General features: G+C 68.4%; 15 protein-coding genes and 4 tRNA genes. 2 read left to right on the forward strand and 17 right to left on the reverse strand.

The window, feature by feature from the left end; translation table 11 throughout:
- Positions 1 to 41 precede the first annotated feature (41 nt).
- Both AC11WY_RS13465 and AC11WY_RS13470 read right to left on the reverse strand, forming a co-directional pair.
- Entirely contained in the window at positions 42 to 1,310 is a 1,269-nt protein-coding gene (locus tag AC11WY_RS13465; protein ID WP_482926328.1) for an N-acetylmuramoyl-L-alanine amidase, read from the reverse strand.
- 112 nt (positions 1,311 to 1,422) lie between these two features.
- Positions 1,423 to 2,568, reverse strand: a complete 1,146-nt coding sequence (locus tag AC11WY_RS13470; protein WP_482926330.1) for a pyridoxal phosphate-dependent aminotransferase — start codon at positions 2,566 to 2,568, stop codon at positions 1,423 to 1,425.
- A gap of 176 nt (positions 2,569 to 2,744) precedes the next feature.
- On the opposite strand from AC11WY_RS13470, the gene AC11WY_RS13475 reads away from it, so the two are divergent.
- Positions 2,745 to 3,503, forward strand: coding sequence for a DsbA family protein (locus AC11WY_RS13475; RefSeq protein WP_482926332.1), 759 nt, complete (start codon positions 2,745 to 2,747; stop codon positions 3,501 to 3,503).
- An 18-nt stretch (positions 3,504 to 3,521) separates the two neighbouring features.
- Here AC11WY_RS13475 and ispG read toward each other — a convergent pair whose 3' ends face one another.
- The 3 genes from ispG to hemA all read right to left on the reverse strand — a co-directional run bounded on the left by ispG (position 3,522) and on the right by hemA (position 7,367).
- Complete coding sequence (gene ispG / locus AC11WY_RS13480) at positions 3,522 to 4,646, reverse strand: flavodoxin-dependent (E)-4-hydroxy-3-methylbut-2-enyl-diphosphate synthase (protein ID WP_482926334.1); 1,125 nt, start codon at positions 4,644 to 4,646, stop codon at positions 3,522 to 3,524.
- A 166-nt stretch (positions 4,647 to 4,812) separates the two neighbouring features.
- Positions 4,813 to 6,018, reverse strand: coding sequence for a helix-turn-helix domain-containing protein (locus AC11WY_RS13485; protein ID WP_482926336.1), 1,206 nt, complete (start codon positions 6,016 to 6,018; stop codon positions 4,813 to 4,815).
- 125 nt (positions 6,019 to 6,143) lie between these two features.
- On the reverse strand, positions 6,144 to 7,367 hold the full coding sequence (gene hemA, locus AC11WY_RS13490; RefSeq protein WP_482926338.1) for a 5-aminolevulinate synthase: 1,224 nt from the start codon (positions 7,365 to 7,367) through the stop codon (positions 6,144 to 6,146).
- Between the two features lie 176 nt (positions 7,368 to 7,543).
- On the opposite strand from hemA, the gene AC11WY_RS13495 reads away from it, so the two are divergent.
- Positions 7,544 to 8,914, forward strand: coding sequence for a M20/M25/M40 family metallo-hydrolase (locus AC11WY_RS13495; RefSeq protein WP_482926340.1), 1,371 nt, complete (start codon positions 7,544 to 7,546; stop codon positions 8,912 to 8,914).
- Between the two features lie 53 nt (positions 8,915 to 8,967).
- Here AC11WY_RS13495 and AC11WY_RS13500 read toward each other — a convergent pair whose 3' ends face one another.
- The 12 genes from AC11WY_RS13500 to AC11WY_RS13555 all read right to left on the reverse strand — a co-directional run bounded on the left by AC11WY_RS13500 (position 8,968) and on the right by AC11WY_RS13555 (position 14,879).
- Positions 8,968 to 9,222: a hypothetical protein gene (locus AC11WY_RS13500; protein ID WP_482926342.1), complete on the reverse strand. Its 255-nt coding sequence runs from the start codon at positions 9,220 to 9,222 to the stop codon at positions 8,968 to 8,970.
- A gap of 222 nt (positions 9,223 to 9,444) precedes the next feature.
- On the reverse strand, positions 9,445 to 9,714 hold the full coding sequence (locus AC11WY_RS13505) for a hypothetical protein (RefSeq protein WP_482926344.1): 270 nt from the start codon (positions 9,712 to 9,714) through the stop codon (positions 9,445 to 9,447).
- Positions 9,715 to 9,931: 217 nt separating this feature from the next.
- Positions 9,932 to 10,147 (reverse strand): RND transporter, encoded by a 216-nt coding sequence (locus tag AC11WY_RS13510; RefSeq protein WP_482926346.1) that lies wholly within the window; start codon positions 10,145 to 10,147, stop codon positions 9,932 to 9,934.
- 71 nt (positions 10,148 to 10,218) lie between these two features.
- Positions 10,219 to 10,295, reverse strand: a tRNA-Asp gene (locus AC11WY_RS13515).
- Positions 10,296 to 10,339: 44 nt separating this feature from the next.
- Positions 10,340 to 10,416, reverse strand: a tRNA-Asp gene (locus AC11WY_RS13520).
- An 83-nt stretch (positions 10,417 to 10,499) separates the two neighbouring features.
- Positions 10,500 to 11,438 (reverse strand): pirin family protein, encoded by a 939-nt coding sequence (locus AC11WY_RS13525; RefSeq protein WP_482926348.1) that lies wholly within the window; start codon positions 11,436 to 11,438, stop codon positions 10,500 to 10,502.
- Positions 11,439 to 11,552: 114 nt separating this feature from the next.
- Positions 11,553 to 11,628, reverse strand: a tRNA-Val gene (locus AC11WY_RS13530).
- Positions 11,629 to 11,680: 52 nt separating this feature from the next.
- The gene (locus tag AC11WY_RS13535; protein ID WP_482926350.1) at positions 11,681 to 13,168 is read right to left on the reverse strand and encodes an ArnT family glycosyltransferase; all 1,488 of its coding nucleotides are present in this window, start codon (positions 13,166 to 13,168) and stop codon (positions 11,681 to 11,683) included.
- The gene (locus AC11WY_RS13540) at positions 13,146 to 13,451 is read right to left on the reverse strand and encodes a lipid-A-disaccharide synthase N-terminal domain-containing protein (RefSeq protein ID WP_482926352.1); all 306 of its coding nucleotides are present in this window, start codon (positions 13,449 to 13,451) and stop codon (positions 13,146 to 13,148) included. Before AC11WY_RS13540 ends, AC11WY_RS13535 begins: the two co-directional genes overlap by 23 nt.
- A complete protein-coding gene (locus AC11WY_RS13545; RefSeq protein ID WP_482926354.1) occupies positions 13,432 to 14,202 on the reverse strand; it encodes a glycosyltransferase family 2 protein in 771 nt (256 codons plus the stop codon). The genes AC11WY_RS13540 and AC11WY_RS13545 overlap by 20 nt, the downstream gene beginning before the upstream one ends.
- 169 nt (positions 14,203 to 14,371) lie before the next feature.
- Positions 14,372 to 14,446 (reverse strand) — tRNA-Val (locus AC11WY_RS13550).
- Positions 14,447 to 14,459: 13 nt separating this feature from the next.
- Entirely contained in the window at positions 14,460 to 14,879 is a 420-nt protein-coding gene (locus AC11WY_RS13555) for an HU family DNA-binding protein (RefSeq protein ID WP_482926356.1), read from the reverse strand.
- Between the last annotated feature and the right edge of the window lie 511 nt (positions 14,880 to 15,390).

A 15,390-nucleotide genomic window follows, 5' to 3' on the forward strand; every position in this document is an offset into this window, starting at 1 on the left:
CGCCGAATCCCGCCTATCGCGGCGTCACACCTGCGCGAGCGTTACTGCCTGACCAAGGCCGCCTCGGCCGCGTCGGCTTTGGCCCAGGCGGCGATGGCCTGTCCGACCGCCGCGGCCATGCGGGCGCGCCAGCCGGGGTCTTGCAGGTTCTTCAGGTCGCTGTCGCTCGACAGAAACCCGAGCTCCAGAAGCGCCGACGGCACGTCGGGCGATTTCAGCACCGAGAACGCCGCCATCTGATGCGGCCGCTTGTGCATCTGCAACCCGGCCGCCTTGATCGCCGTCACCAGGGCTGCGGCGAAACGATCCGACCGGGGCTGTGTTTCGGTCCGCGCCATCTCCATCAGCACGGTGGCGATCTGGTCGTCGGCGTTCGACAGATCGACGCCCGACAGGATGTCGTCACGGTCATGGCGGGCGGCCAGTTCGGCCGAGGCCTTGTCGGTCGCCTCGTCGGACAGGGTGTAGACGGTGGCCCCGGTCGCCTCGCGCGCGCTTTCGGCGTCGGCGTGGATCGACAGGAACAGATCGGCCCCCGCCGCGCGGGCGATGGAAAGCCGGGTTTCCAGCGGCACGAATTCATCGGCCGAGCGCGTCAGAATCACTTGCACCCCCTGCCGGATCAGCCCGTCCCTGAGCTGGCGCGCAAAGCTCAGCGTGAGGTCGGCCTCGTGCACATCGCCGCTGATGGAACCGGGGTCGATCCCGCCGTGGCCGGGGTCGAGCACCACCAGCAGCGGCGCGGCGCCGGTCTGGCGCCTCTTCGGCGGGCCGACGGGGGCCGGGGCGGGCAGCGCCCAGAGGCTGGCATCGGTCTTGCCCGCGGTGGCGGCGAAGGTGTCGGCGCTGACCGGCTGCAGTTCCAGCCGCACGGCGGCGCGGCCGCGCAGGTTGCGGGTTTCCATCTCGGCCTGTTCGACGGCGTAGGGGCCGTCCAGTTCCACCACCATGCGCGACCAGCCCGCCTGCAACAGCCCCGCCCGGATCGCCGTGACGTGGCGCGAGGAGGACAGTTTCGCCGGGTCCAGCGCACGCCAGTCAACCTCGCGGAAGTCAAGGACAAGGCGCGGCGGGTTCATCATCGTCGAGATGCGGTAGGGCACCGGCTGGCTGAGGTTCAAGAGCACCGCGATCGAGGGCGTCAGCGTGGGGTCGAAGCCGGCGCCCTGATCGGTGATCGCCGAACCGGCCGGATCGAAGCGGGCCAGCGCCGACAGGTCATCAGCCCGCACCCCGCCCGCAACGGCCAGACCCCCGGCCAGTGCCCCGGCCAGTGCCAGTGCCGCGATCATCCGAATGAAGCTGCCCATCCCTGCCCTCTTGGCGCCAAGGCTACGCCATTTCCTGCGGCGCGACAAACCCTTGGCCGAAGTTCGTGATACCGATTTTGCACCGATTTCGCACCGAAAACACACCGACGTTCTACCGCCGGTTGGCGAAGGCGCGCAGCCGCTCCAGCCCCTCGGCAATGTCAGCCGTCGCCCGCGCGTAGGAAAACCGCATGGTCTGCCCGCCGCGCAATGGGTCGAAGTCCAGCCCCGGCGTGACCGCCACCCCGGCCTCGGCCAGGATCTCGGCGGCAAAGGCGCGGCTGTCACGGGTCAGGTCGGACACGTCGGCGTAGATGTAGAAGGCGCCATCGGGCGGCGCGATCCTGGTGAAGCCCGCCTTCGGCAACCCTTCCAGCATCAGCCGCCGGTTTTCGGCATAGACGGCGACGTTGGCGCGAAGTTCGTCATCGCAGTCGAGCGCCGCCAGTGCCGCGATCTGGCTGGCATGGGGCGGGCAGATGAACATGTTCTGCGCCAGCCGCTCGATGATGCGCACATGATCAGCCGGCACCACCATCCAGCCGATGCGCCAGCCGGTCATCGAGAAATACTTCGAGAAGGAATTGATGACGTAGACGTCATCGCTGACTTCCAGCGCCGACACCGCGCGGCCCTCGTACTGGATGCCGTGGTAGATCTCGTCGGAGATGAAGCTGATGCCGCGACCCGCGCAATGGGCGATCAGCGCCGACAGCGCCGCGCGGCCCAGCATGGTGCCCGAGGGGTTGCCGGGCGAGGCGACGATCAGGCCCCGAAGGTCGGGCACCGCCGCCAGATCGGCGGGCACCGGTTGCAGGCGGTTCGCGTCGGTGGTGGGCAGGCCGACCGGGGTCAGCGACAGCGCGCGCAGGATCTGGCGGTAGGACGGGTAGCCCGGTTCGCCCAGCGCCACCCGCTCGCCCGCGTCAAAGAGCGCGGTGAAGGCCAGCAGGAACGCGGCCGAGGAGCCCGCGGTGACCACCACGCGGGCGGGGTCGAGGTCCACGCCGTACCAGCGGCGGTAAAGTTGCGCGATGCCCGCCCGCAGGTCCGGCAGGCCCAGCGCCACGGTATAGCCCAGCGGCCCGGCCGCCATCGCCTGCACCAGTGCGGCGCGGGCGCCCGCCGGGGCGGGCGTGCCGGGCTGGCCGACCTCCATGTGGATGACATGACGCCCGGCCTCTTCCGCCGCCCGCGCCGCCTCCATCACGTCCATGACGATGAAAGGGTCGACCGCGCCCCGCCGTGATGCCCGCATCTGCCGCCCCCTTCGCCCAGGTGTTCAGGTTCTTCCCAGCCGGACGCGCGCCGGTCAACCCCGCCCGTCGCCGCGCCCGCGCGGAAACCGGCCGCGCGACACCCCGGCCGCTTGCCTCTGCCGCCCGATCTGCGATGCTTCGCGCCAACGCACCCCACGACCGATGAGGATTTCCGATGCCCCGTTTCCGCCTTGCGCTGGCCCTTGCGCTGGCCTTCGCCGCGCCGCTGGCGGCGCCCGCCGCGCCGCTCGATCTGACCGACATGTCCGACAGCGACCGCGCCGCCTTTCAGCAGGAGGTGCGGACCTACCTGCTGGCCCATCCCGAGGTGCTGGTCGAGGCGATCAAGGAACTGGACTCGCGCCAAGCGGCGCAGCAGCAGCAATCCGACGTGCAACTGGTGAAATCGAACGCGGATGCGCTGTTCAAGGACGGGTCGTCCTTTGTCGGCGGCAACCCGAACGGCAATGTGACGCTAGTCGAGTTTCTCGATTACCGCTGTGCCTACTGCCGCAAGGCCTATGACGAGGTGAACCAACTGGTGAAGGCCGACGGCAACATCCGCTTTGTGGTGAAGGAATTCCCGATCCTGGGTCAGCAGTCCGAGATCTCGTCGCGCTATGCCATCGCGGTGTTGCAGGCCGACGGGCCCGACGCCTATGCCAAGGTGCATGACGCGCTGATCACCTTCCGCGGCGAGGTGAACGCGGCCTCGCTGACCGAATTGTCGGGCAAGTTCGGGCTGGATGCCAAGGACCTGCTGGCGCGGATGGACTCGGACGCGGTGAGCAAGGTGATCACCACCAACCGCGCGCTGGGCGACCAGATGCAGATCAGCGGCACCCCGACCTTCGTGCTGGCCGACCAGATGGTGCGGGGTTACCTGCCGCTGGACGGGATGAAGGAGATCGTCACCAAGGTGCGGTCGGAATAGGCGCGCGGCGGCGGGCGGTTATTCGGCCGCCTTTGCCTCGGCCGCCTCGATCTCGGCAGCCTTCGCTTCGACCAGCTCGACGATGTGGTCGATCATCCGGTCGTTGCCAAGCTTGTGGCTTTGCTTGCCCGCCAGGTAGACCATGCCCGACCCCGCGCCGCCGCCGGTGAAACCGATGTCGGTCATCAGCGCCTCGCCGGGGCCGTTCACCACGCAACCGATGATCGAGAGCGACAGCGAGGTGGTGATGTGGGCCAGCCGGTCTTCCAGCGCCGCCACCGTCGTGATCACATCGAAGCCCTGCCGGGCGCAGGACGGGCAGGAGATGATGGTGACGCCGCGGTGGCGCAGGCCGAGCGATTTGAGAATCTCGAACCCCACCTTGACCTCTTCCACCGGGTCGGCGGAGAGGGAAACCCGGATCGTGTCGCCGATGCCGGACCACAAGAGGTTGCCCAAGCCGATCGCGGATTTGACGGTGCCGGAGACGAGGCCGCCCGCCTCGGTGATGCCAAGGTGGATCGGCGCGTCAGTGACCTCGGCCAGTTGCTGGTAGGCAGCGGCGGCGAGGAAGACATCCGACGCTTTCACCGAGATCTTGAATTCGTGAAAGTCGTTGTCCTGCAATATTTTGATGTGGTCGAGGCCGGATTCCACCATCGCCTCGGGGCAGGGTTCGCCGTATTTCTCCAGCAGGTGGCGTTCCAGCGATCCGGCGTTGACGCCGATGCGGATCGAACAGCCGTGATCCTTGGCGGCCTTGATCACCTCGCGCACCCGGCGGGCGTCGCCGATGTTGCCGGGGTTGATGCGCAGGCAGGCGGCGCCCGCCTCGGCGGCCTCGATCGCGCGTTTGTAGTGGAAGTGGATGTCGGCGACGATCGGCACCGGGCTTTCGGCGACGATGGCCTTCAGGGCGCGGGTGCTGTCTTCGTCCGGGGTCGAGATGCGCACGATGTCGGCCCCCGCGACGGCGCAGCGCTGCACCTGATCGAGCGTGGCGGCGACGTCGGAGGTGATGGTGTTGGTCATCGTCTGCACCGAGATCGGCGCGTCGCCCCCCACGGCCACGCGGCCGACCATGATCTGGCGCGACTTGCGGCGTTCGATGTTGCGCCAGGGGCGGATGGGGTTCAGCGACATGGGCAACCTCACAGGCGGGGATGCGCCTAATCTAAAGCGGATCAGGGTCAACTTGAATCGGAAATCGCTGCCTCTCGCTTCGCGCGAACGCATTTTCCGATCCGATTGTTTTCGCAAGACCCTGATCCGCGCCAGGGCATCCCCACCGGCGCGGCAATCCTTGGCGTTACTTCGTGCTGGCGTCGGCCACGGCGACCGCCTTGGCCAGCGCCGGATCGCGGGTCAGGTTGGCAACGCTGTAGCTCGACTGCAGGTTCTCGGCGCTGAGCGCGAGGTTCTTGACGACCTGCGAGCCCGGCGAGGCGGGGCCATAGGCCTTGCCGTTGAGCAGGAAGTAGATCGCGCCCGAGTTGCCGGCGCGCAGGCGCGCGGGTTGTTCGGTCTGCGGAACGGTCCATTTCTCGCCGGCGTCGAGGATCTTCTCGAACAGCACGGTGCCGTCGGTGGCGGAGACCCGCACCCAGGACGGGCGAACCGCCATGATCTGAACCGGCGGGGCGGCGTCGGCGACGACCTTGGGCGCGGTGTCGGCGGGCGTGGTGCCCGCGGCGGCGGCAAGGGCGGCGGCGATCGAGGTATCGGCCGGCGCCGACGTGGCATCCTGAGCGGCCGCGTCGGGGTTGATCGCGGCGATCGGGCCGTCGCGCGGCACCAGCACCGGCACGTCAAGCGGCTGCGGCCGGTAGAGCCGGTCGAGCGCATCGGCCGAGGGCACGGTGACGCCTGCGACCTGATCGCCCGCGCCCGTCGCGGCCCCTGCGGGCAGCTTGGCCACGCCCGCCAGCGGGTCGAGGCTGGCCACCACGCCGGGCGCCTGATCGACCGGCGAGACCTGCACACGCTGCACCTGCTGCAGCACGCTCCAGCCGCCGTAGCCGACCACGCCGATCAGCGCGAGCAGCACGAGAACCGAGCCCACCGCGCCGGGTTGCACACCCGAGAAGAGGCCGGGACCGTGCGGCACGAAGGTGGCGTTGGGGTTGGCCAGCGGGTCGCGGTGTTCGGGTTTCGGGCGCGCCTTGGGCGCCGCGCGCACCGACGAGGCGGCGGCCGACATGCCGTGGGCGACGGTGAAATTGGCTTCCTTGCAGAACCGCTCATAGGCCTGTTCCGGGTCCATCGACAGATACCGGGCGTAGGAGCGGACATAGCCAGCCACAAATCCTTGTGTCTCGAAGGCCGAGACATCGCAGTTCTCGATGGCCGCGACATAGGTCGCCTTGATCTTCAACTCGCGCTGGACATCGAGCAGCGACTTGCCCAGCGTGGCCCGTTCGCCGCGCATCAGATCACCCAGTTTCAGCTCGAAATCGTCGAAGCCTTTCGGCTTCTCCTCATCCTTCGCCGAGGGCCTGCCCCTACGCCCGATCATGCGATCCGCCTCATGCCTGTTCCGTCTTAATAGCGGTTAAGTGGCGTGCGCGGGCGCGACTCAGCCTGCGATTACCTTGTCGAAGACGTAACACAGGGGCGTGATGGATGCACCCGCAGAAGACGTCAGGCAGACATCTCGGCGCGATTCAGCGCACAATGTGACCAGAGTTGATCCATCGCCTGAACCAGACCGTCGATCATCTCCGCGTCATGCACCGGCGAGGGGGTGAAGCGCAGCCGCTCGGTGCCTTTCGGCACGGTCGGGTAGTTGATCGGCTGGACGTAGACGCCGAAATTCTCCAGCAGCATGTCCGACAGCATCTTGCAATGCTTGGGGTCGCCGACATGCACCGGCACGATATGGCTGCCGTGGTCGATCAGCGGCAGGCCGAGGCCCTTCAGCCGCAGCTTGAGCGTGCGGGCCACGGCCTGATGGCGGTCGCGCAGGGCCTGATCGGTCTTCAGGTGCGCCACCGAGGCGGCGGCACCCGCCGCGATGACCGGCGGCAGCGAGGTGGTGAAGATGAAGCCCGGCGCGTAAGACCTTATGGCATCAACCATTTTCGCGCTGGCGGCGATGTAGCCGCCGAACACGCCGAAGGCCTTGCCCAGGGTGCCGTTGATGATGTCGAGCCGCCCCATCTGGCCGTCGCGCTCGGCGACGCCGGCGCCGCGGGGGCCATACATCCCGACGGCGTGGACCTCGTCGAGGTAGGTCAGCGCGTTGAACTCGTCCGCGAGGTCGCAGATCGCGGCGATCGGGCCGAAGTCGCCATCCATCGAGTAGATCGATTCGAAGGCGATCAGCTTGGGCGCGGCGGGGTCGTCAGCCGCCAGCAGGGCGCGCAGGTGCGCCACGTCGTTGTGGCGGAAGATGCGCTTTTCGCCGCCGCCACGCTTGATCCCCTCGATCATCGAGGCATGGTTCAGCGCGTCGGAATAGATGATCAGGCCGGGGAAGATCGTCCGGAGCGTGCTGAGTGTCGCGTCATTGGCGATGTAGGCCGAGGAAAACACCAGCGCCGCCTCTTTGCCGTGCAGGTCGGACAGCTCCGCCTCCAGCCGCTTGTGATAGACCGTGGTGCCCGAGATGTTGCGCGTGCCGCCCGACCCGGCGCCGGTGGCGTCCAGCGCCTCGTGCATCGCGGCCAGCACTACCGGGTGCTGCCCCATGCCGAGGTAATCGTTGCCGCACCAGACGGTGATCTCCTTCTCGGTGCCGTCCGGCTTGCGCCAGACCGCGTGCGGATAGGCCCCGTTGCGTCGCTCGATATCGATGAACGTCCGATAGCGGCCTTCGTCGTGCAGACGTTGCAGGGCCGCATCAAGCGATGAGTCGTAAGTCATTCCAAGTCCCTCGCGCCGGGTTGCTATGGAGCGCAGTAAGGCGCCCGTTCGCGCTGCGCCTTGATATCGGTCAAATGGCGCGGAAGGCCAAGGGGGCAATTTGCCGCCCCGCCCCGGCCACTGGACTCGACCGGCGCCGGTGCTAGGCTTGCCCGCAACCAGAAAAGGAGACCCCGATGTCACTCGACGCCGTGCTTGCCCGGATCGACGAAACCCTGCCCGCGGCGACCGAGCGCCTGCTGGACCTGCTGCGCATCCCCTCGATCTCGACCGATCCGGCCTACAAGGCCGATTGCGACCGCGCGGCGGATTGGCTGGCGGCGGACCTGACGGCGCTTGGCTTCACCGCCTCGAAACGGCCGACCACCGGGCATCCGATGGTGGTGGCGCATAGTGGCGGCACCGGCCCGCATATCCTGTTCTATGGCCACTATGACGTGCAACCGGTTGATCCGCTGTCGCTTTGGGATCGCGACCCGTTCGACCCGGAGATTCAGGACGGCCCCAAGGGCAAGCTGATCCGGGCGCGCGGCGCGAGTGATGACAAGGGCCAGTTGATGACGTTTGTCGAGGCCTGCCGGGCGTGGAAAGAGGTGAACGGCGCGCTGCCGCCGAACCTGACGCTGTTCTTCGAGGGCGAGGAGGAATCGGGCTCGCCCTCGCTGATCCCGTTCATGCAGGCGAACGCGGCGGAGTTGAGGTCCGACATCGCGCTGATCTGCGACACCGGCCTGTTCGAGTCCACCGTTCCCGCAATCGTGACCATGCTGCGCGGGCTGCTGGGCGAGGAAATCACCGTCCGGGGGCCGAACAAGGATTTGCATTCCGGCATGTATGGCGGCGCGGCGATGAACCCGATCCGGGTCTTGTCGACGATCATCGCGAGCCTGCACGACGAGAACGGCCGCATCACCGTGCCCGGATTCTATGACGGCGTGCCCGAACTGCCCGACGCGGTGCGCCAGCAGTGGCAGAGCCTGTCGTTCGACCACGCGAAGTTCCTGGGCGATGTCGGCCTGTCGGTGCCCGCGGGCGAACATGACCGCACACCGCTGGAAATGGTCTGGTCGCGCCCGACCTGCGAGGTGAACGGCATCTGGGGCGGCTATACCGGCGACGGCTTCAAGACCGTGCTGCCGTCCGAGGCCCATGCCAAGATCAGCTTCCGGCTGGTCGGCACGCAGGATCCCTTGGTCATCCGCGAGAACTTCCGCAACCACATCCGCGCGCTGGTGCCGTTCGATTGTCAGGTCAGCTTCCACAGCTACGGCGCCTCGCCCGCGGGCCAGATGGCGATCGACGATCCGGCCTTCGAGAAGGCGCGCGCCGCGCTGACGGCGGAATGGGGGCGGCCCGCGGCCTATGTCGGCTGCGGCGGCTCGATCCCGATCGCGGGCTACTTCAAGTCGATCCTCGGGATGGATGCGATGCTGATCGGATTTGGCCGCGACAACGACCAGATCCACTCGCCCAACGAGAAGTACGACGTAGAAAGCTTCCACAAGGGCATCCGGAGCTGGGCCCGCATCCTTGCCGCGCTGGCCTGAGGATGGATTGCCGGAGGCCCTGCGGGGCCTCCGGCCTGCGGCCGCAGGGGCCGTCACTTCACCACGGTGACCTTGCTGATCAGGTGGCGCTTGCCCGACATGGCCCAGGTCAGCCTGACGCTTTCGCCCGCGGTCAGCGTCTCGGAAAAGCCCTTCGGCAGGGTGAAGGCGCTGCCATCCTGCAGGCGAAGGATCATCTTGTGCATATTCACCGACTTCACCACGCCCTTCGACACATGTGCCGACGCCGCCAGAGGCGTCAGGGCCATCGCGAGGGCCACCAGTCCCGTTGCAATCTTCTTGCGCATCATTCCTGCTCCCATAGGCTGCCCGGACCCGCGGCCGCCGGCCTCAACCTGTTCCGTCCGCCCGGCCTTTCCGGCCGGGTCGGTTCGCCGCGTGAACGCGATCATATCGCATCGGGCCCAACCGCGTCATCACGGCCGCGCGAGGAGATGCATCGGACGCACCCGCCGCCACCGAAAACGGAGGCCCGCAGGCCTCCGCCCGTCTTCCCCGGTGCGCCCGGCTCAGCCGTCGATATGCACTTCGGTGACGGCCATGCTGCCGTCGAGGTCGCGGAAGTGGAGGTCGACACGGGCGCCGGGGGTCAGTTCATTCAGCAACGCCTGACTGACCACCTCAAGGGTGGTGCCGTCCTTCAGGGTGACCGACATCGTCAGCGCGTTGACCGACTGCACGATGGCGTTGTCGTAGTCGCCCTGGGTTTTGGCCAGCACGGCCATCGGCGAGGCGACGAGGATCGCAACGATTGCGGCGGGAATGAACTTGTTGCTCATGATGGAATCTCCGATTTCGTGGACCCTCCAGCGGGTCCGTCTGCTTCCAGGCTCGTCTGGGTTGTCGCGTCGGCCTATCGCGCTTGCGATGCCCGGCAACCCCCGGCCCGTGTTCAGCAGATGGGAAGCCGCTGCGGAGAAAAAAGTGAACCGCACGGTCTAGTTACCCACTGAGAGCCGCCGCGACCGGTGGTGCCGGCGGCGGTCTCGGGGCAGTTCAGGCCGTGGCCATCCGCACCAGCTTGGCGCCCAGCAGCAGCCAGGGGATGCCGTGCAGCGCGAAGTCGAAGATGTCGAGCGGCCGGGTCAGCTGACCGGCGGCCAGCATCTTCAGCTTTTCCCAGATATGCGGTTCCGGGAAGAACGGCGCGAGGCCCAGCGTCAGCGCGGCAACACCAAGGAGGCTTACGGGCACCTGGTCGAGATAGGACATCGGGCGGGCCTTTCCTGAGGATGGCCAACATATTCCATTTTTGGAATTATTTGCAAGGTCAACAGGGAAACTGGCGCGGTTGACGGGGCTCGAACCCGCGACCCCCGGCGTGACAGGCCGGTACTCTAACCAACTGAGCTACAACCGCGCAGGTCTGCCGCAAGGCAGCGTCCGGGGCGATCCGGTGGGGAATGGCGCGGTTGACGGGGCTCGAACCCGCGACCCCCGGCGTGACAGGCCGGTACTCTAACCAACTGAGCTACAACCGCACATCCCCGCCCCGGATCGCCTCCCGGACGTGACGTGCCTCTTACGCACCCCCGCGGGCGGCGTCAAGCGGCGGAGCGCGAAATTAGCGATCCGGCGCGGGGATGAATTCGCCGTCGTCGCCGGGTGGCAGGCGAAAGCGGCCGTGCCTCCAGTCGCCCGCGCGCCAAGCCTCTTTCGCAGCCTCGATCCGCTCCTTCGAGGAGGCGACGAAGTTCCACCAGATGTGGCGCGGCCCCTCCAGCGTCGCACCGCCCAGCAGCAACAGCCGCGCGCCCTGCGGCCCGGCCTTGACCCCAAGCCGGTCGCCGGGACGGAACACCAGCATCCGCCCGACCTCGAAGGTCTGACCGGCGACGGTGACGGCGCCGGACAGCACATAGACGCCGCGATCCTCGTGATTGTCGGGCAGCGGCAGCGTGGCGCCGGGGGCCAGCGTCGCATCGGCGTAGAACGTCTCGGACGGAGTCGCGAGCGGCGCCCGCGCCCCCCAGGCTGCGCCGAGGATGAGCCGCACCTGCTTGCCCTCGCCCTCCAGCAGTGGCAGCGCGTCGGCCCCGGCATGAACAAAGGCGGCGGGGTCGTCCTCGCGGTTCAGTGGCAGGGCGAGCCAGGTCTGGATGCCCGACATCCGCTGCGGCGCCAGCCGGGCCGGGCCGTCGGTGCGCTCGGAATGGGTGATGCCCTGCCCCGCCAGCATCAGGTTGACCGCGCCCGGCTCGATCCACTGATCGGTGCCAAGGCTGTCGCGGTGGTGCATCCGGCCCTCGAACAGGTAGGTCACGGTCGCGAGCCCGATATGTGGATGCGGGCGCACGTCGATGCCCTGCCCGGTCAGGAACTCAGCCGGGCCCATCTGGTCAAAGAAGATGAACGGGCCGACCATCTGGCGCTGCGCCGAGGGCAGCGCCCGGCGCACCTCGAACCCGCCCAGATCGCGCGCCCGCGGCACGATGACGGCCTCGATGGCATCGACAGCGTCGCCGATCGGAATCTGCGGGTCGAGCAGCGGGCTCCAGCTCATCATGCGCCTCCTGGTGCGGTCAGTATGCAATGTAGCGCAAAAGGGACGCGCCCGCCTCGGGAAGTGGCGCGCAGGCGCGGTGCAGGGGCGCACACGAGGGATTTGGCGGGGGCGTGGTGGGTGATGAGGGACTCGAACCCCCGACATCTTCGGTGTAAACGAAGCGCTCTACCAACTGAGCTAATCACCCGGCGCGGTCTCTCTAGCCCGGCGCGGGGCGGCGGTGCAAGGGTGCGCGGGGCTCAGCGCGCGGCCCAGCAGGTCGCCGGAACGCGGAAGAGCGCCAGCGGTTGCTTCAGGTAGAGGCCGGGCGCGGGCGCGATCGGGGCCAGCGGCGCGGCATCGGGGGTGCAGGCCGGGGCGACGTGGCCGACATAGAGCGCGTCGCCGGGCAGGTGCGGCGGCACCGGGTGCGTCATCTCGTAATGGTCGGTGGCGCAACCGCGGTGCGCGCACCCGGCCGGGGGCGCCGCGTAGAACGGCAGGCCCGCAGACCGGCCGGTGTAGAACAGGTCGGCCAGCACGCTCCGGTCATCCGACACGATGGCGGCCACCCCCGCCGCCCGGGCTTCGTCCAGGATGCGGCGGCTGACCTCGGCGCGGCCGAGGTAGCGCGCCAGCAGCGGGCGCCCGCCCGGCCTGGTCAGCGCTCCCGGCGCCAGCGTGGCCAGCGGCAGGGCCACACAGATCGCGGCGTTCAGCGCCAGCGTGGCCGCGCCCAGGCGCGGGCGGCGGGCGGCCAGCGCGAAGACCACCAGCGCGGCGGGCAGCCAGGCGGCGGCGGCCCAGTTGGCATAGGCGCGGTCCAGCAGCGCCTCGACCGCGACGACGCCAAGGATGGGCAGCGCGAAGAGCAGCCACAGGTGCTCGGCCCAGGCGCGGCGGCGCCAGCGCAGCGCGAGGCCCGCGAAGATCAGCGCGCTCAGCGGCCCGAAGATCGCCAACTGGCCGCCGAGGAAATCCGCGAGGGCGGCGGGATGCAGGCGCAGGTCGCGCTCGGGGGCCTTGATCCAGCCGATGTTCTCGGCGGTGTGGCCGAAGGTCGGAAAGCCATGCAGGGCGTTCCAGATCAGGTTGGGCGACAGCACCAGCAGGGTGGTGCCCAGCGCGATCAGCGCGGGCCGCCGACCGGGCCAGGCGCCGGGCAGCAGCACCGCCGCCAGCGCCGCGCCGCCAAGGGCATAAAGCGCCGCGTATTTCGCCAGTGCGCCCAGCCCGAGGCAAAGGCCCGCCAGCGCCGCCATCCCCCGTCCTTCGCCCACCTGCCCCCCACCCGCCAGCACCCGCCGCCAGGCCCAGAGCGCCAGCGCGAGAAACGGAAACATCACCGTGTCGGTCGAGATCAGCAAGCTGCCCACCGCCGCCATCGGCAGCGTGATGTAGCCCGCCGCGACCCAGACCGCGGCCCGCCTGCCCGCCGTTTCGGCGGCGATGCGGGCGAGGATCAGCGCGGTCGCCGCATGGCACAGCGGCGCGGGCAGGCGCACCCAGAACGGCGCATCGGACCCCGCCAGCGTGGTCGCGGCGCGGATCACCCAGCCGATCAGCGGCGGCTTGGAGTAATAGCCGAACGCAAGTTCGCGCCCCCAGAGCCAGTATTGGGATTCGTCGACGAAGAGATCGAGCCGGTCGAACGCCAGCAGCCCGACGCGCAGCGCGGTGACGCCCAGCACGATCACCAGCGCGGGGACAAACCATCCCCGCCGATCAGGCGATGCGGCGCTCGGCACGGATCAGCCACAGATTGCGCGCGTAGATGAAAATGCCCAGCGACTGGCCCAGGATGAAGACCGGGTCGCGCCGCGCCAGCGCATAGAGGAACAGCACCATGCCGCCGCTCATCGAGAAGTACCAGAACGCCACCGGCACCACTGATCGCCCCGCCCGTTCCGAGGCGATCCACTGCACCAGAAAGCGCGCGGTGAACAGCACTTGCCCGACCAGGCCGATGCCGATCCAGATCATGTCGTTGGTCGAGTCGACGTCAAACCAGCTACTCAGCGTGTGAAGCATGGACCTCTTCCTGTTGCGGTGCGGCGGGTTCGGCGAATTCGGTGGCGCGCGCCGTCTTGCGTCGCCGGATCAGCCAGGCGACCCCGGCCAGATCGGCGATGCCGACCAGCGCGCGTTGAAAATTGCTGTATTTCGATTGCCCGGTGCTGCGCTCGCGATGCGCCACATCGACCAGCACGATCTCCCACCCGTCGCGGCGGGCCAGCGCGGGCAGGTAGCGGTGCATGTGGTCGAAGTAGGGAAAGCCCAGGAACGCATCGCGGCGAAAGCCCTTGAGGCCGCAGCCGGTATCGCGCGTGCCATCCGCCAGCACCCAGGCGCGCAGGCCGTTGGCAAAGCGCGAGGCGAGCCGCTTGGACAGCGTGTCCTGCCGCTTCACCCGCTGGCCCGCGACCAGACCGATGCGGCCGGTCGTGTCGGCCAGCAGCGGCCCCCAGAGCTTGGGCAGCTCCTCCGGCGGGTTCTGGCCGTCGCCGTCCAGCGTGCAGATGATCGCCGCCTCGGCGGCCTGCACGCCGGAATGCACCGCCGCACTCTGCCCGCCCGCATTCGGATGGCGCAGCACGCGCAGTTGCGGCACCTCGGCCCGCAGCGCGTGCAGCCGCGCCGCGGTGTCGTCGGTCGAGCCGTCATCGACGGCGATGATTTCAAAGCCGGGAAGGCCCGCGCAGACCCGCGCGATGGCACGGACCAGAGGCGCGGCGGCCTCGGCCTCATTGTGCATCGGGATGACGATCGCGACCGTTTTCACCGCAGCCCCGGAGGATATGACCCCGGCAGCGGCGGGGCATCTGAACCGAACAGTTTAGGAACGCCGCGCCGGGGTGTCAACCGGGCCTGCCCGACAGCCGTCTTCGCCGCACCGGCATTGCCCCGAAACGCCAACGCGCCCGGCGGGGCCAGGCGCGCAAAGCGAAGCATGGTGGGTGATAAGGGATTTGAACCCCTGACATCTTCGATGTGAACGAAGCGCTCTACCACTGAGCTAATCACCCGTCGGCGGGGGTATTAGCCACACTCGTCGGCATCCGCAAGGGGGGCGCCCGCGCTTTCCTCACCGCTTTCCTGGCCCGGTCCGGGGCGGCGCAGCTTGACGATCAGCACCTCGCCCGAGACCAGATCGCGCTGCCGGTTCACCTTGGCCTTGCCCAGCGGCGGCAGGTTCAACTCATCCCCCCGCGTCAGCGCCAGGCCAAGTTCCTCCAGCACCGCGTCGATGATCTCGCGCGCCTCTTTCTTCTTGGCGTCGGTCCGCTTCAACACGCGGTCGACCAGATCCTTCTTGCGCATCACCGGCGCCGCAACGGTATTTTCGTCGGCGGCGTCGGCCTTGCTGTCACCGCTCGCGGTGGCGACCGGCAGAACCGCAAGGTCTCCCTCGGGTTCGGGGGTGACCTTGGATTTCGATGCCGATGTCTTCTTTGCCATTCCCTGCTGACCTCCACAGGATTTCTGCCTCGCGGTCAATATAGCCCGCTGCCCGGCGCAGGGCTACAGGGTTGCACAGGTCGACCGCGCCGCGGTGCGAAAATGACGCGATGCGGCCGACCCCGATCGAACCGACGACTCCGCATCGTCTGAACGGCGAACAGGCGCGCCCGGTCGGGGCGCATGGCTTCGCTTCGGCGCCGCCCGGTCGAAAACGCCACGGTGTCCCGCTTTCCGTACGCCCCGCACCTGCGGCCGCTTGACAGGAAATCGGGTCGTGACCAACACTTCACCTGACTGTGTCAACCCGTTTTGTCCCGAAAGGATCCGCAATGAAGCGAGTGCTCTGTTCGTCGGCCGTCATGGTCGCACTGATCGCCTCTGGCGCCAACGCCGGCAACCTTGTTGCGCCCAAGATGGAGCCCGCGGTGGCGGTTGCCGCCGCAAAGCAGACCAGTTCATCCTCGGCCATGGTCGTTCCGCTCATCCTGCTGGGGATCGTCGTTCTGGC

This window comes from Solirhodobacter sp. (genome assembly GCF_964715405.1).